This is a genomic window from Mesorhizobium sp. M0189 (assembly GCF_040322135.1).
GTDB lineage: Bacteria > Pseudomonadota > Alphaproteobacteria > Rhizobiales > Rhizobiaceae > Mesorhizobium.
In genome coordinates, this window is record NZ_JAMYSW010000001.1 from 444,159 (window position 1) to 465,813 (window position 21,655).

Sequence of the window (21,655 nt, forward strand, 5' to 3'; positions counted from 1 at the left end):
TGACGCGAAAGCCACGCCACAGGGTTAAGTAAATACAAATTAACCAGAAGCCTTGCGTGTAGGGAAAATCCGGTTAATACGGTAGGGGAAATTACCGCACGTCCGGTTTTCTCGCCGTGGGGACTTCGAGAAAAGGTACAAAAGCCCGATGAAGGCAGCATCCAAGTTTCTGAGCGCCGCGTCCGCGGTGGCTATGTCCGCCGCTCTGGTTGTACCAGGCGCGCTCGCAGTGCAGTTCGTTGCCACATCGGCCGCCGAGGCGGCTGTCGTCTCCAGAGTCGAAGTCACCGGCAATCAGCGTGTCGACGCGGACACCATCCGCAATTACGTGACGATCAAGCCGGGCAAGGCGTTTTCCAGCTCCGACATCGACGATGCGGTCAAGGCGCTGTTCGGCACCGGGCTGTTTTCGGACGTGCAGATCAACCAAGTCGGATCGACGCTGGTCATCAAGGTTTCCGAATACCAGGTCGTCAACCAGGTGCTGTTCCAGGGCAACAAGAAGCTCAAGGACAACGCGCTTGAAGCTGCGGTGCAATTGAAGCCGCGCAGCACCTTCTCGCAACAGCAACTCGACACCGACGTTGAGGCGGTCAAGGCCGCTTACAGGCGTATCGGCCGCGACGACGCCGCCGTGACCACCCAGATCATGGATCTCGGCGACAACCGCGTGAACGTGGTCTTCAACATCAACGAAGGCGGCCGCACCCAGATCGCAGCGATCAATTTCGTCGGCAACAGCGCCTATTCGAGCCGCCGTCTGTCGGACATCATCTCCACCAAGCGCTCGTCCTTCCTTTCCTTCGTGCTGCGCGACGACGTCTATGACGAGGACAAGCTGCGGGCCGACCAAGAGCTGTTGCGCCGCTTCTATTACAATCACGGCTATGCCGACTTCCAGGTCGTCTCGGCTGTCGGCGAACTCGACGACACCACCAACAAATACACCGTCACCATCACGGTGCAGGAGGGCGAGCGTTATACGTTCGGCGATGTCAGTGTCGAAAGCACAATCCCCGAGGTCGACAGCAAGTCGCTTGAATCGGTAGTCCAGACCCACAAGGGCGATGTCTATAACGCCAAGGACGTCGAGGACACGATCATCGCACTGACCGAGAAAGTCGCCGGTTCGGGCTATGCCTTCGCCCAGGTGACGCCGCGCGGCGATCGCAACTTCGAAAACCACACGATCTCGGTTGTGTATACAATCGACCAGGGCACCAAGGCCTATATCGAGCGCATCGAGATCCGCGGAAACGATCGAACGCGCGACTACGTCATTCGCCGCGAATTCGATGTCAGCGAAGGCGATGCGTTCAACCAGGTTCTCATCCAGCGCGCGAAGAGGCGGCTGGAAGCGCTCGATTATTTTGAGAAAGTCGAGATTTCCACTGTTCCGGGCTCTGAGCCGGACCAGGTCGTGTTGGTGGTCGACGTGGTCGAGAAGTCGACCGGTGAATTTTCGATCGGTGCCGGCTATTCGACTGGTGGCGAAACGTCAGGTCCGTCCGTCGAAGGTTCTATCAGTGAGCGCAATTTCCTCGGTCGCGGCCAATTCATCAAGGTGGCGGCGGGCGGCGGCAAGAACTCGCGCGACTACAGCTTCTCTTTCACCGAACCTTATTTCCTTGGGCGGCGCATCGCGGCCGGCTTCGACATCTACAAGCAGAGCCGAAACTACGACCATTACGACAGCGATACGACGGGCGCGACAGTGCGTTTCGGTCTGCCGATCACCGACAACATCACGACGCAGCTCGCGTACAATATCGCGCAAGAGAAGTACGAGTTCGACGAAGACTGCGACCCAATGGCCGGTTGCAACGTCTCCCAGGCGATCCAAAACGGAGTTAACGAGAGCCCATGGCTCAAGTCGTCGGTCAGCCTCGGCCTGATCTACAACACCATCGACGACATGAAGAACCCGCATGACGGGCTTTATGCCAATGTCAACACCGAAGTGGCCGGCGTCGGCGGCGACGCCAAGTTCATCAAGGTCACGGCGCGCGGCAGCATCTATCAGACGTTGTCCGAACAATTGGATCTGGTAGGCCTCATTTCAGGCGGCGCCGGCCATGTCCAGGGATATGGCGGCGGCGATCTACGTGTCTTCGACCATTTCCAGAGCAGCGACCGTATGATCCGCGGCTTCGAATATGGTGGCATCGGTCCGGTTGCCTTGGACAACCGCAACGACCATCTCGGCGGAACCACTTATTTCAACGCCTCGGCCGAAGCCCAGTTCCCGCTGCCGGTTATCCCGGAAAGCTTCGGCCTCCGCGGGGCAGTGTTTGCCGATGCGGCAACGCTCTACGGCAGCAAGATTGCAAGTGGCCTCGTCGATCAGTCGACAACCGGAATGGAATGGCGCGCTTCTGTCGGTGTCGGCCTGATGTGGGCATCGCCCTTCGGTCCGATCCGCATCGACTATGCGATCCCGGTCAAGAAGGAAAAGACCGACGACGTGCAGGAATTCAACTTCGGTATATCGACCCGCTTCTGATGTGCGGGTAACGATGCTTCCGGCTCGTTTGGATCCGGATGGGCGGTGATCCGACACTACAGCGCAGCGCGTCCTATTGGACACGCAAAGGATGTTGTAGCACTTTGTTTTTGCGCATGATCCTTTCCGAGGATCGACTTCCGATTTCCGGGGTCATGCGCTAGCTGGATATTGCTTCTGGAATGACCGATCCGGTGTTCTTCGCGCCCTCACGCCGGTATACGGCCGGCGAAGTCGCGAATCTGACCGGCTCGACGCTTGTCGATTCCGGTCTCTCCGATGTATCGATCGAGGCTCTGGCGCCCGCCAACGAAGGCGGCGAGAACGCGCTTGTCTTCGTCGATGGGAGGCGCAATTTCGCGCTGATGCAGTCACTGCGGGCGGCAGCGGTTCTCTGCCCCGCCGAATTTGCCGGCAAGGCGCCGGCGGGCATTGCGGTGCTGGTGCATCCGCGCCCGCAGCAGGCTTTCGCAATGGTCGGGCGCCTGCTTTTCCCGGCGGCTGCAACGCCTGGACCGATGACCGGCGAAACCGGTATCTCGCCGCACGCCCATGTCGATCCGACCGCCCATGTCGAGGCCGGTGCGATCATCGAAGCAGGCGCGGTCATCGGGCCGCGCGCTGCCATCGGCAGCGGAACCGTCATTGCCCCGCATGCGGTTATCGGTCCTTCCTCTCAGATCGGCCGCGACGGCTATGTCGGTCCAGGTGCAAGCGTGCAATATGCGTTGATCGGCAATCGCGTCATCATCCATGGCGGTGCCAGGATCGGCCAGGATGGCTTCGGTTTCGTTGCCGGCGCCAAGGGTCCGGAGCGGGTTCCGCAGATCGGCCGCGTCATCATTCAGGACGACGTCGAGATCGGCTCGAATACGACCGTCGATCGCGGCGCCATGTCCGACACGATCATCGGCCAGGGCACCAAGATCGACAATCTGGTGCAGATCGCCCACAACGTTCGCATCGGCCGCAATTGCATTATAGCCGGGCTTTCGGGTATTTCCGGTTCCGTGACGGTAGGCGACAACGTCACCATGGGTGGCGGCGTCGGCCTTGCGGATCATTTGACCATCGGGTCCGGGGCCAAGCTTGCCGCAAGAAGCGGGTTTATGAGCAATGTGCCTGCAGGTGAGATTTGGGGAGGATATCCGGCGCAGCCGATGGCGGAAGCCATGCGCGAGATAGCGGCCTTGCGCAGACTTGCACGGACGCGCAAACAGGGTGAGGGGGGAAATGGCTGAGATCGCAGCGGCGACGCTCGAAGCGGTTGACATAATGCGGCTGATGAAGCTCCTGCCGCACCGCTATCCGTTCTTGATGATCGACCGCATTGTCGACATAGATGGCGACGAATCCGCCATCGGCATCAAGAACGTCACCATAAACGAGCCGCATTTCCAAGGTCATTTCCCCGACCAGCCGGTCATGCCCGGCGTGCTCATCATCGAGGCGATGGCGCAGACGGCCGGCGCCATCTGCATCCGCAGCCTCGGTACGGAAAAGCCGTCGCTGGTTTATTTCCTGACCATCGACAACGCCAAGTTCCGCAAGCCGGTCGTTCCAGGCGACCAATTGAAAATTCATGTGAAGAAAATCAAGAAACGCGGCAATCTTCTCAAATTCGCCTGCGAGGCCCTCGTCGATGGCACCAAGGCGGCGGAAGCCGAGATCTCGGCAATGATGGTCGCAAGCGGCTGACAAACGAATGCTAATGAAAATCCAGACAGTCATCCATCCATCGTCGGTCATCGAGGCAGGCGCCCAAATCGGCGAAGGCGCCCGCATCGGACCCTTCTGCTACGTCGGCCCCGACGCCGTGATCGGCGACCGTGTCGAACTGGTCAGCCATGTGTCGGTGATGGGCGCGACCACCATCGGTGCATCGACCAAGGTCTATCCGATGGCGATACTGGGCGGGCCGCCGCAGAACACCAAGCACAAGGGCGGCCGTACCACGCTGGTGATCGGCGAGAACTGCGCGATCCGCGAAGGCGTCACCATGCATCTCGGCACCGATTCCAGCCGCGGCGAAACGACGATCGGCGACAACGGCAATTTCCTCGCCTATGCCCACATTGCACATGACTGCGTGGTCGGCAGGAACGCCACCTTCGCCAATCAAGCGACGTTAGGCGGGCATTGCGAAGTCGGTGACAATGTCTACATCGGCGGCCTTACCGCGGTTCATCAGTTTGTCCGCATCGGCGATAACGCCTTTCTCGGCGGTTGCTCGGCGATCGTCGGCGACGTCATTCCCTACGCCATCGCCGTTGGCAACCGTGCCAGCCTTCGCGGCCTCAACATCATTGGCCTGAAGCGCGCCGGCCTGCCGCGTTCCGAGATCCACTTGCTGCGCAAAGCCTACAACACGATCTTCGATCGCTCTCGGACCGTCGGCGAAAACATCGAGTTCGCCAAGGCGGAATTCGCCTCGTCGCCGACGGCCATGAAGATCGTCGATTTCATCGCTGGCCGCGGCAAGCGGCACTATGCCGTGCCGTCGCTCAAAGGTGGCGACGGCGACGATACCGATGATGAAGACTGAGGGCAGATGACGAAGATTGAGGCTGCCGGAAAGGGCCTTGATCTCGCGCCAGATGCCAAGGTCGGCATCATCGCCGGCGGCGGCAGTCTCCCGGTCGAAATTGCCCGAGCGCTCGCCCGGCAAGGCAAACCTCCCTTCGTCGTCATGGCGGCGGGCGAGGTCGACCGCATAGTCGATTTCGAGCCCTATGAGCAGGCAAGCTTGAGGCTGGAGGACGTCGGCTCGCTGCTGCCGATGCTCAAGCGGCATCACGTTACGCATCTGGTGACCGCGGGACATATTACGCGCCGCCCCAGGCTGAGCGCCATGCGCCTCAATTTGGGCCTGCTCGCCTGGCTACCCAGCCTTCTCGTCGGTGTAACCCGGGGGGACGATACGGTGCTGAAACTGTTCGTGCGCAGGATCGAGCGCAGCGGCATCAAGGTTGTCGGCGCTCACGAGATCGTGCCGGAACTGGTCGCCGCTGAAGGCCCGCTGACCAAGATGGCGCCACGCAAATCCGACTGGCGCGACATCGAGGCGGCGCACGCTGCAGCAAAAGCTATCGGCGCGCTGGATATTGGCCAGGCGGCTGTTGCGGTTGGTGGCCGCGCCATCGCGCTGGAAGGCGTCGAGGGCACAGACGGGCTGCTCGAGCGGACAAAACAATTGCGCGGGCACGGCAGGCTGGCTGGCAGGAGCCGTGGTGTTTTGGTCAAATGCGCCAAGCCCGGTCAGGAACTGCGTGCCGATCTGCCCTCCATTGGCCCGCTGACCGTCGAGGCGGCGCATGCCGCCGGACTGGCCGGCATTGCCGTCGAAGCCGGCCGCTCGCTGGTGCTCGAAGGTCCTGCCACCATCGGGCGTGCCAATGCACTCGGCCTGTTCGTGATCGGCCTGCCTGCTGCGGAGCCGGCGCATGGCGAATGAGCAGCCGTTGAAGATAGCCGTCGTCGCCGGCGAGGAGTCCGGCGACCTGCTTGGCGCCGACCTCGTGCAGGCGTTAAAGCGCATGACCGGGCGCGAAGTTCGGCTCGTAGGCATCGGCGGCCGCCATTTGCAGGCGCTCGGTTTGGCGCCATTGTTCGACGGCAGCGAGATCGCGCTGATGGGGCTTAGCGCTATCCTGCGCGACCTGCCGCGCCTGATGCGGCGGATCGGCCAGACGGCAAACGCGATTGTCGATGAAAAGCCCGACTGCCTTATCACCATCGACAGTCCGGATTTCTCGCTGCGCGTCGCCAAGAAGGTGCGCGCCGCCGATCCGACGATCCCGATCGTCCACTATGTCTGCCCGAGCGTATGGGCTTGGCGGCCGGGCAGGGCGGCGGCGATGAAGCCATATGTCGATCACATTCTTTGTATCCTGCCGTTCGAGGTGAAGGAACTCGCTCGCCTGGGCGGGCCGCCCGGCACCTATGTCGGGCATCGCCTTGCACACGATCCGGGCATAGTCAGTGCCGCCAGGGCGCAGGCGCAGCCGCGTGACCTCTCCGCCGACCGTGTGAAAACGTTGCTTGTATTGCCCGGTTCGCGTCGCGGCGAGGTGCGGCGCCTGGTCGGGCCGTTCGGCGAAACGGTATCGATCCTGCGGGCGCGCGGGCACCGCTTGCGCTTGCTGTTGCCGACGGTGCCGCACGTCGCCGACCTGGTCAGGACCTCGGTCGCGAGCTGGAACGAGAAGCCGGAGATCATCCTTGATGCCGAACGCAAATGGCAGACCTTCGGCAAGGCCGATGCGGCGCTGATCGCGTCGGGGACGGTATCGCTGGAACTGGCACTGGCGGGCGTGCCGATGATCTCCTGCTACCGGCTCGATCCGGTCATGCGCATGGCGCAGGGACTGATCAAAGTTTGGAGCGCAGCCTTGCCCAATCTCATCGCCGACCGGCCGGTCGTGCCGGAACACTACAACCAATATGTGCGTCCGCATTATCTGGCGCGCCAGCTGGAGGCGCTATTCTCCGATACCGCCTACCGCGCCTGGCAGAAGGACGGTTTTGCCGACATCGCCGGGCGTATGGCAACCGACAAGCCGTCAGGCGAGATGGCGGCGGGGGTGGTGATGGGCATGGTGAGGAAGTGAGCGAGTAGTGAGTAGCGAATAGGAAATGGTGCTGGCCGTAACAGCCAAGCTGCTTCAGCTACTACTCGCTACTCGCTACTCGCTACTCGCTACTCGCTACTCGCTACCTTCACCGCTTCGCGATCGGCACGTAATCCCGTTCCGGCGCACCGGTATAAAGCTGGCGCGGACGGCCGATCTTCTGGTGCGGGTCCTCGATCATCTCTTTCCACTGCGCGATCCAGCCGACGGTGCGGGCAACCGCGAACAGCACGGTGAACAGGGTAGTGGGGAAGCCCAGCGCCTTCAGCGTGATGCCGGAATAGAAATCGACGTTGGGGTAGAGCTTCTTCTCGATGAAATAGGAATCGGTCAGCGCGATCTTTTCCAGCTCCATGGCGATGTCGAGCAGCGGATCGTCCTTGATGCCGAGCTCGCCCAGGACTTCGTGCGCGGTCTTCTGCATGATCTTGGCGCGCGGATCGTAGTTCTTATAAACGCGGTGGCCAAAGCCCATCAATCGGAACGGATCGTTCTTATCCTTGGCGCGCGCAATGAATTCCGGGATGTGATCGACATGGCCGATCTCGCCCAACATGTTCAGGGCTGCCTCGTTGGCTCCGCCATGTGCAGGACCCCACAGGCAGGCGATGCCGGCAGCGATACAGGCAAAGGGATTGGCGCCCGACGAGCCGGCGAGGCGGACGGTCGAGGTCGAGGCGTTCTGCTCGTGGTCGGCGTGCAGGATGAAGATGCGCTCCATCGCGCGCGCCAGCACCGGATTGATCTTGTATTCCTCGCAAGGCACGGCGAAGCACATATGCAGGAAGTTGGCTGCGAAATTCAGTTCGTTCTTCGGATAAATGAACGGCTGGCCGATGTGGTATTTATACGCCATCGCCGCGATCGTCGGCATCTTGGCGATCAGCCGCATCGAGGCGACCATGCGCTGATAAGGGTCCGAGATATCGGTGGAATCGTGATAGAAGGCCGACAGCGCGCCGACCACGCCGCACATCACCGCCATCGGATGCGCATCGCGGCGGAAGCCGGTGAAGAAGCGCGACATCTGCTCATGCACCATGGTGTGGCGCGTCACCCGGTAGTCGAAATCGTCCTTCTGCGCCTTGGTCGGTAGTTCTCCGTAGAGCAAGAGATAGCAGACTTCGAGGAAGTCGCCGTGCTCGGCCAGCTGGTCGATCGGGTAGCCGCGGTGCAAGAGAATACCGGCATCGCCATCGATGAAGGTGATTTCCGATTCGCAGCTCGCCGTCGACGTAAAACCGGGATCGTAGGTAAATACGCCGGTGGTGCTGTAGAGCGAACCGATGTCGATGACATCAGGTCCTACCGAACCACTTCGTATCTTGAATTCATGGGTTTTGCCGTCGAGTTCCAGTTTTGCCGTCGACGCCTGGGTTTTGCCGCCAAATTCCATCTTTGTCGCAGGTTCGGTCATAGCAAACTCCTTTTTGTTTCCTCAGGCGGCAACGGCAAAACATTGAACCCAACACGTCAAAAGCATCGGAATACGCACATTTGCGCCCGCAATTGAATCTGCGCGCCAGATTAGGCCAAGACCCAATGTTGCACTGCGAAACACACCTTTCAATGCCAATCTTCTTGGGCCAGTTTCCTAATCGATTTGATCGGCAATCCGCGCCAGGCCTTCCTCGCGGCCAAGCACGGCCAGCACATCGAAGACGCCGGGCGAGGTGCTTTTGCCGGTGAGCGCGGCGCGCAGAGGTTGGGCCACGGCGCCGAGTTTGTGGCCGCCGGCCTGCGCATAGTCGCGGATCGCGGCTTCCGCCGAGGCGGCAGACCAGTCCGAAATCGTGGCCAGTGCCGCATGAGCGCCCCGCAGGATCGCGCGCGCCTCACCGCTGAGCAGCGCCGCCGCCTTCTCGTCGACCGGCATCGGCCGCTCGACGAACAGGAATGCAGCCCCTTCAACAAGTTCGACCAGCGTCTTGGCGCGCTCCTTCAGGCCTGGCAAAGCGGCAAGCAATTGCGCCTTGCGTCTGTCGTCGAGGCTAGCTGCGATCGCCGGACCGCCGTCGAGATAGGGCAGAGTGGCGATGAAGATGTCGAGCAGCGCCGCGTCGTTCATGCGGCGCATGTGCACGCCGTTCAGCGCCTCGAGCTTGGCGAAGTCGAAACGGGCGGCGCCCTTGTTGACGTCGCCAATGTCGAACCATGCGATCATGTTGGCGATCGACATGATCTCATCGTCGCCGTGGCTCCAGCCAAGCCTCGCCAGATAATTGAGCAGCGCCTCCGGCAGGTAGCCCATGGCGCGATAGGCCTCGACGCCGAGCGCACCGTGCCGTTTCGACAGCTTGGCGCCGTCGGCACCGTGGATCAGCGGGATATGCGACATCGACGGCACCTCCCACCCCATGGCATGGTAGATCACCGTCTGGCGGGCGGCGTTGGTCAAATGGTCGTCGCCGCGGATGATGTGGGTGACGCCCATGTCGTGATCGTCGACGACGACGGCATGCATGTAGGTCGGGTTGCCGTCCGAGCGCAGAATAATGAAATCGTCGAGATCCTTGTTGGGAAAGCGCACGTCGCCCTGGACGCGGTCATGCACAACCGTCTCGCCGTCTGTCGGCGCCTTGATGCGGATCGCCCCCTTGGCGCCGGCCGGCGCCTCGGAGGGGTCGCGGTCGCGCCAGCGGCCGTCATAGCGGGGAGGCAGCCCCTTGGCTCGTGCGCTCTCGCGCATTGCCTCCAACTCGGCAGGCGTCGCGTAACAATAATAGGCCTTGCCCATGCGAACGAGTTCCTCGGCCACCTCGCGATGGCGCGGCGCACGCTCGAACTGCGACACCGGCTCACCGTCCCATGTCAGGCCAAGCCAGGAAAGCCCGTCGAGGATGGCCGCGGTTGCCGCATCGGTGGAACGCTCGCGGTCGGTGTCCTCGATGCGCAGCAGCATCGTGCCGGCTGTGTGCTTGGCATACAGCCAGTTGAACAGCGCCGTGCGCGCCCCGCCAATATGCAGATAGCCGGTGGGCGAGGGGGCAAAACGGGTGACGACCTTGTCGGGCATGGAACTCTCAGGCAGGCGAAGGAAGTGGGTTTGCGGACTTTCGCGCGTTGCGCGTTCATGTAGCATAGGAGGTCGAGGGCGCAAGGGGCAGACCCGATGGCTGTGCGAGGCCGTGGTGCGGGCGAGGGCGAGGACGTTGGCAGCGGCGTCAGCGAACGCTTGCTGTTTGCCGCGCCCGTGCCTGTCCTGCCGGCACCGGCATTGCTGCCGGTTCCACGCTTTGATGCCCCGTCGCTGCCGGCGAGCGACCCAGCAACGGTTCTCGTGCCCGCGGCCGAGCCCATCGTGCGCCTACGCCGGCGTTTCCGCCTCCCGTCACCGTCCCGTATCCGCAACGGCGTAACCTCGGCGGTCGGCCTGGAGCTCGACCGTGGGGTCGCCTTCCTGCTGGTGCCGGTGTTCCTCGCATGCGGGGTGATCGTATATTTTGCGCTGGCGGTGGAGCCGGCCTTTCCACAGCCGATCGCAATCGTCGCCTTGGCAGCCCTCTGTGCCGTCGCCTCGCGGTCGTGGCCCAGAACCCGCCTGTGCTTCATGGCGGCGTTGCTCTGCGCGCTTGGCGTGCTTGCCGCCAAGGTCGAGACCTGGCGTGTCGGAACGCATATGCTCGGTTCCGAAATCTCGACGCGCCTCACGGGTCGCGTCGTATCGTTCGAGCCCATGGCGAGCGGCCGCATCAGGCTGACGATCGATGTGATCTCAACCGCCAGGCCGACACTGCGCTACATGCCGGAACGGGTCCGCGTTTCGGCGATGAAAATACCGGCTGAGCTGACCGCCGGTTCCGAGATCGCCGGCTATGTGCGGCTGCTGCCGCCGACCGGGCCGGTGCGGCCCGACAGCTATGATTTCTCCTTCGACAGCTATTTTGCCGGTATCGGCGGCAGCGGCTTTTTTCTCGGCAATCCGAAAGTCGTGTCGTCGGGCAGCATGCCGTTTGCCGCGCGGCTTTCTTCCGCGATCGAAGACGCGCGCGAATCCATCGCCGACCATATCCGCAGCCGCATCGGCGGCGCCGAGGGCGAGATTGCTGCTGCGCTGATCGTCGGCGTGCGCGCCGGCATTCCCGAGGAGATCAACGAAGCGATGCGGCGTACCGGCATCTACCACATCATCTCCATCTCGGGGCTGCATATGGCGTTGGTCGCCGGCACCATTATGGCGCTGCTGCGCGGCGCCTTTGCGCTGTTTCCCGATTTCTCATCGCGACGGCCGGTCAAGAAATACGCGGCGGCCGCCGCGCTTTTTTCGATTGCGGCCTACCTCGTCTTTTCCGGCATTGTGGTGGCGGCCGAACGCAGCTTCATCATGTTGGCGGTGATGCTTATCGCCGTGCTGTTCGACCGGGCCGCGCTCACCATGCGCAACCTGGCGATCTCGGCCATCGCGGTCATTCTGGTGTCGCCGCACGAGGTGGTCGGTCCGAGCTTCCAGATGTCCTTCGCCGCGACGGCGGCCCTTGTCGGCGCCTATGCAGGCTGGTCCGATTACCGCGCCGGCGGGGCCACCACGCCGCCGCCCCGGCGGTCGCCGCTACGCTTTGCCACTAGAAAGGTACTGATGGGCATGGGCGGCCTGGCGATGACCTCGATCATTGCAGGGAGCGCCACGGCGCTTTTCGCCATATGGCATTTCCAGCGCGTGGCGCCGCTCAGCCTGTTCGCCAATCTGGCCATCATGCCTATCGTCTCACTGGTCGTCATGCCCTTCGCCGTCCTCAGTGCGCTGGCGATGCCGTTCGGCGCGGATGGGCCTTTCCTCTACGTGATGGGCAAGGGGCTGACGGCGATGATCGCCCTGTCCGGGTGGATCTCCGAGCGCTCGCCGATCGATGCGGTCGGGCTGATTTCGCTGAGATCTGTCCTTTTGGTGACGATCGCCCTCGTCATTGCCAGCATGGCGACGACCTGGTTGCGGCTCGTGGCCCTTCCTTTTGCGCTCGCCGGCTTGCTAACGACAACGCAGACGCGCGTACCCGATGTATTGATCTCGGAGGACGCACGGCTCGTCGCGCTGCCGATCGGCAGCGGTGAACTCGCGGTCAACCGGGCACGCCCGAATGAGTTCACCATCGACAACTGGAAACGCGCGCTCACATCAGAGGCTATCGTCGCGCCGGAAACACCTGGAAAGAACGATCCGCAATTCGACATTGCCGATCCGGCCGACTTACCGCCGGGCATGCCGTTCATTTGCACGGACGGTCTCTGCCTTGCCAGGCATCCATCCGGCGCGATCATCGCGCTAGCCAATGACCGCGATACTGCACGGCCAGCCTGCGCCTTTGCCAGCTTGATCGTCATCGACGACGCCACCGCCCATAATCCCTGCTACTACGACCGGCTGGTCCTCGTCGTCACCAAACGGCAACTGGCGCGCGCGGGAAGTGCGGCCGTCTATTTCGATCCACAAGCGGCAACACGCGCCGAAATCCGCTTCGCCGTCGAAAAATCATACCGGCCCTGGCACGTGCAGCGGAAATTTTCACGCGCGGCGCGGGGCATGCCGCCATACCGCAGAGCCGACAAGCCAAAAGCCGGCGCCAAGGGCGCAGCTCAGTAGCGGCGGATCAGCCCAACGAGCTTGCCCTGCACCTTGACCCTGTCTGGTCCGAAGATGCGCGTCTCGTAGGCCGGATTGGCGGCTTCCAGGGCGATCGAGGCGCCCTTGCGGCGGAACCGCTTCAGCGTCGCTTCTTCCTCGTCGACCAGTGCCACCACGATCTCACCGGGGCTCGCCGTATCGGCATTGCGGATGATCACCGTGTCGCCGTCGAAAATGCCAGCCTCGATCATCGAATCGCCTTTGACCTCGAGCGCATAATGCTCGCCGCCCATGATCATGTCCGGCGGCACCGAGATCGAATGCGTCTGGTGCTGGATGGCATCGATCGGCACACCAGCGGCGATGCGGCCCATCACCGGGATAGACACGGCGGCGACGACATCGTCGTCATTGCCGGCTGCAGGGACGCGCGACGATGTCGGCTTGCCTTGCCGAGGACCTTGCCCAAGACTGCCCTGGATGACACTCGGCGAGAACTTGCGTGCCGCATTGAGGCCGGGGGCGATCGAATCGGGCAGGCGCAGCACCTCCAGCGCACGGGCCCTGTTGGGCAAACGGCGAATGAAGCCGCGCTCCTCCAGCGCCGTAATCAGCCGGTGGATTCCCGATTTGGAAGCCAGGTCGAGCGCTTCCTTCATCTCGTCGAAGGAGGGCGGGATACCGCTTTCCTTCAGCCTTTCGTGGATGAACATAAGCAGTTCGTGTTGTTTGCGTGTCAGCATAGCGACCCCCAACAGAATCAGAAAAACAAACCCAGAACAAACACTATCTGTTCCAGTTGTGTTCCGCAACTGTTTAAAGTTTAATGAATGTGTTAGGGCTCGGGTAACGATACCACTCGCCAAACCGGGACGCTGCATTTTCACCGCCGCGGGCCTCATCGCCTTGATTCTGCTTTCGTTTGCGGCCTCTGGGTTTCCAGAAGGCGGCACTGGTATCGGCCGTCAGCCGGCAAAGGGGCACGGAATTGAAGCCGTATCGACTGTGCGGTTTGGTCAATGCACCGTGAACGAAACGAACTCAAAACGCCAACCTTGGGTTGGCTTGGCTCCTGGTTTCCACCGCATGGTCAGGCAACTTGTCGCCGGTGGAGCCTTGCTGCGCGATACCAGGTAATGGAGAACCGCTCGTGACCGATGGATGCCGTCGATGCGTGTCCGGCGTTGCGGTGAATCTTGGGGAGCAGACAAATCATGACAGGAATTCCCGATCTCGTGGCCATAAGGGCGATGGATGCTGCAGATCCGCTGCGCGCGATGCGCGACCGCTTTGTGCTGCCGCAAGGAGTGATCTATCTCGACGGCAATTCGCTAGGGGCCGCTTCGCGTGCCGCTTTCGATGAATTGAGCAAGGCAGTGACCGAAGAATGGGCGCATGATCTCATCCGCGCCTGGAACACGGCCGGCTGGTTCAACATGCCGCTCGAACTTGGCGACCAGCTCGGGCGCCTGATCGGTGCCGCGGCCGGCCAGACGGTGGTCTGCGACACGACATCGGTCAACATCTACAAGCTGCTGCACGCCGCCATGGCCATGCGGCCGGAGCGGCAGGTCATCGTCGCCGAGGGCGACAGTTTTCCGACAGACCTCTACATGGCTGAGGGTGTGGTTTCGACGCGAAAAGATACGCTGCTGCGCCTCTCGGGGGTCGACGCGCCGAGCATCGAAGAGCTGATCGACGAACGCACCGCCGTGGTGCTGGTCAACCACGTCAACTACAAGTCGGGCGAACTGCGCGACATGCCGGCGCTGACGCGCAGGGCCCAGGAAGCCGGGGCGATGATCGTCTGGGATCTCTGCCACACCGCCGGTGCGATGCCAGTCGAGCTCGACACGGCAAACGCCGATTTTGCCGTTGGCTGCACCTACAAATATCTGAATGGCGGACCGGGCGCGCCTGCCTTCATCTATGCGGCTGAGCGGCATCTTGCCGACATCCAGCAGCCGCTCACCGGCTGGTGGGGCCATGCACGGCCCTTCGCCTTCGAGCCAGGCTATGCGGCCGGCACCGGCATCCGCCGGTTTCTGTGCGGCACCCAGCCGGTCCTGTCGATGCGCACGCTGAAGGGCGCGCTCGACATCTGGAACGATGTCGACATGACGGCGGTGCGCAAGAAGAGCATCGCGCTGGCTGATCTGTTCATCGAGCTCGTCGAGGCAAAGTGCGGCACTTACGGGCTAACGCTCGAAAGCACGCGCGACGGGGAAAAACGCGGCAGCCAGATTTCATTCATGCACGAGCATGGCTACCAGATCATGCGCGCGCTGATCGAACGTGGCGTGATCGGCGATTTTCGCGCGCCATCGACCATGCGCTTCGGCTTCACCCCGCTCTATGTCGGCTATGCCGATGTCTGGCAGGCCGTCGAAGTGCTTGAGGACATCCTGCGCACCGGTGCGTGGAAGGATGCGCGCTTCGCCATCAAGGCGGCTGTCACTTGAGATTGATGCGAGAGCTGGAATCGTGAGGCTGGCGACGACGCGCCGCGCGATGCTCACGCTCGTTGCAAGGCCATATTGCCAGGGGAGGGCGCAGGGTGTTCGAACGTCACATTGCCGATTGGGACAACGCCTATGCCAACGGCGCCAACATAGCCGGCAGCGATCGCTGGCCGGCGGCCTGGGTCGAGCCCGCGCGGGTTTTTCGCGACGTGCTTTCGACCGAGGGCCGGGCGCGGCTCGACATGGCCTATGGCCATGGCCCACGCAACCGGCTCGATCTTTTCCTGCCGGCCACCAAGCCCAAGGGGCTCGTGGTGTTCGTCCATGGCGGCTACTGGATGGCATTCGACAAGAGTTTCTGGTCGCATCTTGCCGCTGGCGCTGTTGATCGCGGCTATGCCGTGGCGATGCCGTCCTACACGCTCTGTCCGCAGATGCGCATTGGCGGCATCGTCAAGGAAGTCGGCGCGGCGATCGGCAAGGCGGCGGGGATGGTCGCAGGGCCGCTGATGCTGACCGGACACTCGGCCGGTGGCCATCTTGTTAGCCGGATGGTTACGACGACGACGCCGCTGGCGCCCGAAGTTGTCCGGCGCATTCGCCATGTCGTATCGATCTCGGGTGTGCACGATTTGCGCCCGATCATGCGCACCGGCATGAACGAGACGCTGGCGATCGATGAGGCCGAGGCGCAGGCCGAAAGCCCGGTGCTGCTGCGCCCGATGGACAAGGCCCGCCTGACCTGCTGGGCCGGCGGCGGCGAGCGCGCCGAATTCCTGCGCCAGAGCGCGTTGCTGGCCAACATCTGGATCGGCCTGGGTGCCGCGACCAGTTCGGTGGTCGAGCCTGACCGGCATCATTTCAACATCATCGACGGTTTGGCCGATCCAGACCATCCGCTGACCCGGACCTTGATCTCGGAGTGAGGCAGGTTCAGCGTAGCATCAGCACGTCGCAAGCGGCGCCCGCCGCCGCGGCGGGCGTGAACGGCGCACGGACGATCAGCCCGTTGGCATCGGCCAGCATTTTCAGCATCGAGGAATCCTGGATGCTGAACGGCGTCGCCACGAGCGTGCCGGCGTCAGCGCTGACAACAGCCCGCACATAATCCTGCCTGAGATCGTTGGCCGGCATGGCAGCGCCGAGCCGTGCCTCACGCATATCCTGCTGAAAGGCGCGGCCGCCGAGCCGCGCCAGCAGCGGCTTCAGGAAGAGCTGGGTGCAGACCAGGCTCGCCACCGGATTGCCGGGCAAGCCGATGCAGCGAATGTCGCCCAGCCGCCCGAACATCAGCGGCTTGCCCGGCCGCATGGCGATCTTCCAGAAATCGAGAGTCATGCCTTGCCCGGTCAGCACGTCATGGACGAAATCGTGGTCACCGACCGAGGCACCGCCCAGCGTGACGATGACGTTCGCGCCAGCCTTCACGGCCTTTTCCACCAGCGCAGCGATCGCCTCCCTGCGGTCCGGCGCGATGCCAAGGTCGAGCACTCGCGCACGGACCGACTGTGCGGCGGCGGCGACACCATAGGCGTTGGAGGAGATGATCTGGTCGGGGCCAAGCTCGCTGCCCGGCGGCAGCAATTCGTCGCCGGTGGCGATGATGGCGACCAACGGCCTTTTGACCACGCCGACCTCGGGGTGGTTGGCCGATGCCGCCAGCGACAAGGCCGCCGGGTCGAGCAGGCGGCCTTTGTGCAGCAGGACGTCGCCTTTGGCGAAATCGAGCCCGAGGCGGCGGATGTTTCGCCCCTGCACCGTCGGCTCCGTCACTTCGACGACACCGCGGCCGAGATCGCGGACGTTCTCCTGGATGACGATGGTGTCGGCGCCTTCGGGAAGCGGCGCGCCGGTGAAGATACGGACGGCCTGCCCCTGCTGCACCGTCCCGGCAAAGCCGCTTCCGGCCGGCGCCATGCCGACCACCGAAAGCTTTGCTGGTAAGGACGCGATATCAGCCGCCCGCACGGCATAGCCGTCCATGGCGGAGGCGTTGAACGGCGGCTGAGTGCGGAGCGCCACAACCGGCTCCGCCAGCACGCGGTCGGCGGCATCCAGCAGCGCGACGCGTTCGCCCTGCAGTGCAGCTGCGCCGTCCAACAGGCGCTCGAGCGCCTCAGCAACTGGGACCAGCGCCATCAGCGGCCTGCCTCGGTGACCCCATCTTCGGTGATCTTGTAGTCGCCGGATTTGCCGCCGGTCTTTTCAACCAGCCTGATACCGGAGATGACCATGGCGCGGTCGACCGCCTTGGCCATGTCGTAGATGGTCAGGCAAGCGACCGAGACGGCGCTCAGGGCCTCCATCTCAACGCCGGTTTTGCCCGTGACGCGGGTCAATGCTGTGACCTTCAGGCCGGGCAAAGCTGCGTCCGGCTCGATATCGACAGATATCCTGGTCAGCAGCAGTGGATGGCAGAGCGGGATCAGTTCATGCGTCTTCTTGGCCGCCATGATGCCGGCGATACGCGCGGTACCGAGCACGTCGCCCTTCTTGGCATCGCCGGCGAGGATCATGTCCAGCGTCTCGGGCCGCATCGACACGAAGCCCTCCGCGACTGCCGTGCGCACCGTCTCAGCCTTGTCGCCGACATCGACCATGTTGGCTTCGCCGCGCGCGCCAAGATGGGTGAGGGCGGCCGCCATCCTCAGATCGCCTCTGCCGGCGCCTTGCCCGTCAAAAGCAGGCGCGTTGCAGCGGCCACGTCCTGTTGACGCATCAGGCTCTCACCGACCAGAAAAGTGGCGATGCCGCTCCGCTCCAGCCGGCGGCAATCGTCATGCGAAAAGATACCGCTCTCGCTGACCAGAAGGCGGTCGGCGGGCACCATCGCGACCAGCCGTTCCGAGGTCTCGAGGCTGGTTTCGAAGGTCCGGAGATTGCGGTTGTTGATACCGATCAGCCGCGACGACAGCTGCAGCGCGCGTTCCATCTCAGCCTCGTCATGCACTTCGACCAGCGCGTCCATGCCGAGCCCGAAAGCTGTCGCTTCGAGTTCTCTTGCCAACGCGTCGTCGACGCTGGCCATGATGATCAGTATGGCATCGGCGCCCCATGCCCTGGCCTCGTAGACCTGATAGGGATCGAACAGGAAATCCTTGCGCAAGGCAGGCAACTCGACGGCAGCGCGCGCATCGCTGAGGAACGCGGGCGCCCCCTGGAAAGAGGGTGCGTCGGTCAGCACCGAAAGACAGGCGGCACCGCCTTCCGCATAGGCCCTGGCCAGCGCCGGCGGATCGAAATCGGCGCGGATCAGGCCTTTGGATGGGCTAGCCTTCTTGATTTCGGCAATCAGCGCGAACCTGCCGGATTGGCGCTTTGCTTCAAGGGCGGAAAGAAAGCCGCGCGGCGCTTCGGCGTCCGTTGCCCGTGCCTTGATCTCGGCAAACGGCACTTGCGCCTTGGCCGCCGCGATCTCGTCGCGCTTGTAAGCCTCGATCTTGCGCAGGATGTCGGACATAGTTCTAACCGTTCGAAATCTCGACCAGCCTGTCGAGCACTTTCAGCGCGCGGCCGCTGTCGATGGCCTGCGCCGCCGTCACCATGCCGTCGGCAAGTGTCGTCGCCTTGCCGGCCACCACCAGCCCGGCGCCGGCATTCATCAGCACCGTGTCGCGAAAGGCGCCGGCGGCGCCGCCCAGCATGTCGCGCAGTGCCTGGGCATTGTGGGCGGCGTCGCCGCCGCGCAACTCGTCCTTGGTGTGACGCTTCAGCCCGACCGCTTCCGGGGTCAGCACAAAGCTGCGGATCTCGCCGCCGGCCAATTCGGCGACCTGCGTCTCGCCGGTGGTGGTGATCTCGTCATAACCGTCGCCATGGACGACCCAGGCATGGTCGGCACCAAGCTCCTTCAACGTTTCTGCCACCGGCATGATCCATTCGGGCAGGAACACGCCGACCATCTGCCGTCTGACACTGGCCGGATTGGAAAGCGGACCCAGCAGGTTGAAGATGGTGCGGGTGCCGAGCTCGACCCGGGTCGGGCCGACATGCTTCATCGCCGGGTGGTGCGCCGGCGCGAACATGAAGCCAACTCCGGCCTCGTGGATGCAGCGGCCGATCGTCTCCGGAGGGATGTCGATCTTGACGCCCAACGCGATCAGAACATCGGCGGCGCCGGTCAGCGAGGACAGTCCGCGATTGCCGTGCTTGGCGACGGGCACGCCGCTGCCGGCGGTGACGAAGGCGGATGCGGTCGAAATGTTGACGCTGTGCGAATTGTCGCCGCCGGTGCCGACAATGTCGATGGCGCCCTCGGGGGCTTCGACGCGCAGCATCTTGGCGCGCATGGTGGCGACGGCGCCGGCGATCTCGCTGACGGTCTCACCGCGCACCCGCAATGCCATCAGGAAGCCGCCGATCTGGCCGGGGGTGGCGTCACCGGACATGATGATGTCGAAGGCCTCGCGCGCCTCCTCGAAGGAAAGAGCGCTACCGGCGGCGACCTTGGCGATGTGGATCTTCAGCGCGCTCATCTGGCCAGGGCTTGGGTTACGGCCGTCTGATCGATGCGGACGTCATATTGCGTCTGCAACTGCGCCACCAACTGGTCGAGCAGGTCGTCGGACATACCGGAGGTGAAGGATTTCTGCGCGTCCTGGGGTACTGAGTTGGCGTCGGCCCCGGCGGGCTCGAATACCTCGGCAACCTTGAACAGGATCTGTCCGTCGCCTGTGGGCGAGGGGATTAGCCCGGTGCCGCCTTCGCCGACGCCGAACATCGCGGCGGCCCCTTCCTTGCCGAAATCGACGTCGTCAGCATCGCGCTTGACGCCGCGCTTGGTCTGCTTTTCGAGCTTGAGCTCACCGGCGATCACCTCGAGCGTGGCGCCGGCCTTGAGACGCTTCTCGAGCTCTTGTGCCTTTGCGGTAAGCCGTTTGGTAGTCTCCGCCGCGGTCCAGTCGGCCACGACCTTCTGGCGGACTTCGTCCAGCGTGCGGTCGCGGGCCGGCGTGATCGCGCTCACGTCGTAGAAGACGAAGCCGTTATCGGCGGTGGTGAGGCCTTCATTGTCGGTTCCGGGTTCGGATTCGAACACCGCCTTGATGAGCGCCGGCGATTCCGGCAGGTCTTTGACGATGCTTTCATCCGGCCTTCGGCCGGTGCGGTCGATGGCGTCGATGGTAACGACCTTCAGCTTCAATTTGGCAGCTGCCTCAGCGAGCGAACTGCCGGAGGCGCGCGTATCCTCGTAATTGTCGTGCACGTCCAGCAAGATGCGGCTTGCCTCGCCCAGTGCCAGATCCTTGCGGATCTGCTCGGACACTTCGGCCAGCGGCTTCACCACTTCGGGCTTGATCTCGGTGACGCGCAGCAGAACGGGGCCAAAGGCGCCCTGTACGACCGGGCTGACTTCATTGGCGTTGAGCTTGAAGGCAGCATCGGCAACCGCCTTGTCGGCGATCTTGTCCTTGGCCAGCGTGCCGAGCAGGGTGTCGGCCGGCGTCTTGCCTTCGGCGGCGACGATCTTGTCGAAGGTCGCGCCGGTCCTGAGCGAATCGAGCGCCGCCTTGGCAGCATCAGGCGTCTTGAACACAAGCTGCTCGATGGTGCGCATCTCGGGCGTGGTGTAGCGCGCCTTGTTCTTGTTGTAGTCGTCGCTGACCTGTTGATCGGTCACTGCGCTCAAATCCATGATGTCTTCCGGTTCGAGCCTGACATAGGAGAACTTACGGTATTCGGGCGCGGCGTAGGTTTTCTTGTTCTCCCCGAAATAGGCCGAAAGCACGCTGTCGGACGGCGCTTCTATCGGTTCGACCAGCGATTTCGGCAAGGTCAGGTAGTCGATTGTGCGATCTTCGCCGCGATAGAGCGCGACCGCCTTGAAGAATGTATCCGGGGCTTTGAGGCCATCCGAAACCGCCTCGACGATCTGCTGGCGGACCGCCACCTGGGCGCGGTTTTTCAGATAGTCCTCCGGCCGCATGCCGATCTGCCGGAGCAGGTACTCGAAGGTTCGCCTGTCGAAGGTTCCGCCAGGCCCTTTGAACGCCGGGTCTTCGCGGGTCAGTTCGGCCAGCCGGTCCTTGGACAGGCCAAGGCCGAGCTTGCGGGCCTGCTCGTCGAGGACGGCGCCCGAGACGAGTTGCGCCAGCACCTGGTTGTCGATGCCGAGCGCCGTCGCCTGCTCACGGCTGATGCGCTGGCCGAATTGCTGCGACATTACGCTGAGCTGGCGATCGTAGGCGAGGCGGTATTCGTTGATCGAGACCTTGGTGCCTCCGGCCGTAATCACGGCGTCATGGCCGGCAAGACCGCCCATCAGCCGCCCCGAGATGCCCCAGACGGCGAAGCTCAACACCAACAATGACAGCAGCAGTTTCGCGACCCAGGTCCCCGCCGCGCTTCTCAACATACCAAGCATGAGTACTTCCGATTTTTGCGCATTTCGCATGCGCCGAGTCTGAAACAAGCGCAATAGCGCCCTTCCTGCTCACTGTCGATTGCTTTGTGGCCTGATTTTGATAGTGAGAGCCAGCTGGAAATTGCCCGGAGAAAC

At 63.0% G+C, this 21,655-nt stretch carries 17 protein-coding genes; 9 read left to right on the plus strand and 8 right to left on the minus strand.

Annotation, left to right across the window (positions count from 1 at the left end; all coding sequences use genetic code 11):
• The first annotated feature begins 148 nt into the window (after window positions 1-148).
• From bamA to lpxB, 6 genes are all read left to right on the plus strand, one after another.
• Window positions 149-2,503, plus strand: a complete 2,355-nt coding sequence (gene bamA, locus NKJ09_RS02145; protein ID WP_352482671.1) for an outer membrane protein assembly factor BamA — start codon at window positions 149-151, stop codon at window positions 2,501-2,503.
• Between the two features lie 182 nt (window positions 2,504-2,685).
• Window positions 2,686-3,744, plus strand: a complete 1,059-nt coding sequence (gene lpxD / locus NKJ09_RS02150; RefSeq protein ID WP_352482670.1) for a UDP-3-O-(3-hydroxymyristoyl)glucosamine N-acyltransferase — start codon at window positions 2,686-2,688, stop codon at window positions 3,742-3,744.
• Complete coding sequence (gene fabZ / locus NKJ09_RS02155) at window positions 3,737-4,201, plus strand: 3-hydroxyacyl-ACP dehydratase FabZ (RefSeq protein WP_023717722.1); 465 nt, start codon at window positions 3,737-3,739, stop codon at window positions 4,199-4,201. Before lpxD ends, fabZ begins: the two co-directional genes overlap by 8 nt.
• Before the next feature lie 13 nt (window positions 4,202-4,214).
• Window positions 4,215-5,048, plus strand: a complete 834-nt coding sequence (gene lpxA / locus NKJ09_RS02160) for an acyl-ACP--UDP-N-acetylglucosamine O-acyltransferase (RefSeq protein WP_023717721.1) — start codon at window positions 4,215-4,217, stop codon at window positions 5,046-5,048.
• Between the two features lie 6 nt (window positions 5,049-5,054).
• Window positions 5,055-5,957 carry an LpxI family protein gene (locus tag NKJ09_RS02165; protein ID WP_023717720.1) on the plus strand — a complete coding sequence of 301 codons (903 nt, stop codon included), beginning with the start codon at window positions 5,055-5,057 and terminating at the stop codon, window positions 5,955-5,957.
• Window positions 5,947-7,113 (plus strand): lipid-A-disaccharide synthase, encoded by a 1,167-nt coding sequence (lpxB, locus tag NKJ09_RS02170; RefSeq protein ID WP_023717719.1) that lies wholly within the window; start codon window positions 5,947-5,949, stop codon window positions 7,111-7,113. The genes NKJ09_RS02165 and lpxB overlap by 11 nt, the downstream gene beginning before the upstream one ends.
• A gap of 109 nt (window positions 7,114-7,222) precedes the next feature.
• On the opposite strand, the gene gltA is transcribed toward lpxB, so the two are convergent.
• Window positions 7,223-8,551 (minus strand): citrate synthase, encoded by a 1,329-nt coding sequence (gltA, locus tag NKJ09_RS02175; RefSeq protein WP_352494602.1) that lies wholly within the window; start codon window positions 8,549-8,551, stop codon window positions 7,223-7,225.
• Between the two features lie 177 nt (window positions 8,552-8,728).
• Complete coding sequence (gltX, locus tag NKJ09_RS02180) at window positions 8,729-10,150, minus strand: glutamate--tRNA ligase (RefSeq protein WP_023717717.1); 1,422 nt, start codon at window positions 10,148-10,150, stop codon at window positions 8,729-8,731.
• Window positions 10,151-10,246: 96 nt separating this feature from the next.
• Here gltX and NKJ09_RS02185 point away from each other — a divergent pair, with 96 nt between their 5' ends.
• A complete protein-coding gene (locus NKJ09_RS02185) occupies window positions 10,247-12,712 on the plus strand; it encodes a ComEC/Rec2 family competence protein (RefSeq protein ID WP_352494603.1) in 2,466 nt (821 codons plus the stop codon).
• Here NKJ09_RS02185 and lexA read toward each other — a convergent pair.
• Window positions 12,706-13,437 (minus strand): transcriptional repressor LexA, encoded by a 732-nt coding sequence (gene lexA / locus NKJ09_RS02190; protein WP_084642503.1) that lies wholly within the window; start codon window positions 13,435-13,437, stop codon window positions 12,706-12,708. The two genes, NKJ09_RS02185 and lexA, sit on opposite strands and share 7 nt — an antisense overlap.
• A gap of 471 nt (window positions 13,438-13,908) precedes the next feature.
• Here lexA and kynU point away from each other — a divergent pair, with 471 nt between their 5' ends.
• Window positions 13,909-15,156, plus strand: coding sequence for a kynureninase (gene kynU, locus NKJ09_RS02195; RefSeq protein ID WP_023717715.1), 1,248 nt, complete (start codon window positions 13,909-13,911; stop codon window positions 15,154-15,156).
• A 95-nt stretch (window positions 15,157-15,251) separates the two neighbouring features.
• Window positions 15,252-16,082 carry a hormone-sensitive lipase gene (locus tag NKJ09_RS02200; protein ID WP_352494604.1) on the plus strand — a complete coding sequence of 277 codons (831 nt, stop codon included), beginning with the start codon at window positions 15,252-15,254 and terminating at the stop codon, window positions 16,080-16,082.
• A 7-nt stretch (window positions 16,083-16,089) separates the two neighbouring features.
• Here NKJ09_RS02200 and NKJ09_RS02205 read toward each other — a convergent pair whose 3' ends face one another.
• Genes NKJ09_RS02205 through NKJ09_RS02225 form a run of 5 tightly spaced genes read right to left on the minus strand, consistent with a single transcriptional unit; the run spans window position 16,090 to window position 21,520 of the window.
• On the minus strand, window positions 16,090-17,295 hold the full coding sequence (locus NKJ09_RS02205; RefSeq protein ID WP_352494605.1) for a molybdopterin molybdotransferase MoeA: 1,206 nt from the start codon (window positions 17,293-17,295) through the stop codon (window positions 16,090-16,092).
• Window positions 17,295-17,801, minus strand: coding sequence for a cyclic pyranopterin monophosphate synthase MoaC (gene moaC / locus NKJ09_RS02210; RefSeq protein ID WP_023717712.1), 507 nt, complete (start codon window positions 17,799-17,801; stop codon window positions 17,295-17,297). Before moaC ends, NKJ09_RS02205 begins: the two co-directional genes overlap by 1 nt.
• A 2-nt stretch (window positions 17,802-17,803) precedes the next feature.
• Window positions 17,804-18,616, minus strand: coding sequence for an indole-3-glycerol phosphate synthase TrpC (trpC, locus tag NKJ09_RS02215; RefSeq protein WP_352482658.1), 813 nt, complete (start codon window positions 18,614-18,616; stop codon window positions 17,804-17,806).
• 4 nt (window positions 18,617-18,620) lie between these two features.
• Complete coding sequence (gene trpD, locus NKJ09_RS02220) at window positions 18,621-19,631, minus strand: anthranilate phosphoribosyltransferase (protein ID WP_023717710.1); 1,011 nt, start codon at window positions 19,629-19,631, stop codon at window positions 18,621-18,623.
• Window positions 19,628-21,520 (minus strand): SurA N-terminal domain-containing protein, encoded by a 1,893-nt coding sequence (locus NKJ09_RS02225; protein ID WP_023717709.1) that lies wholly within the window; start codon window positions 21,518-21,520, stop codon window positions 19,628-19,630. The genes trpD and NKJ09_RS02225 overlap by 4 nt, the downstream gene beginning before the upstream one ends.
• Between the last annotated feature and the right edge of the window lie 135 nt (window positions 21,521-21,655).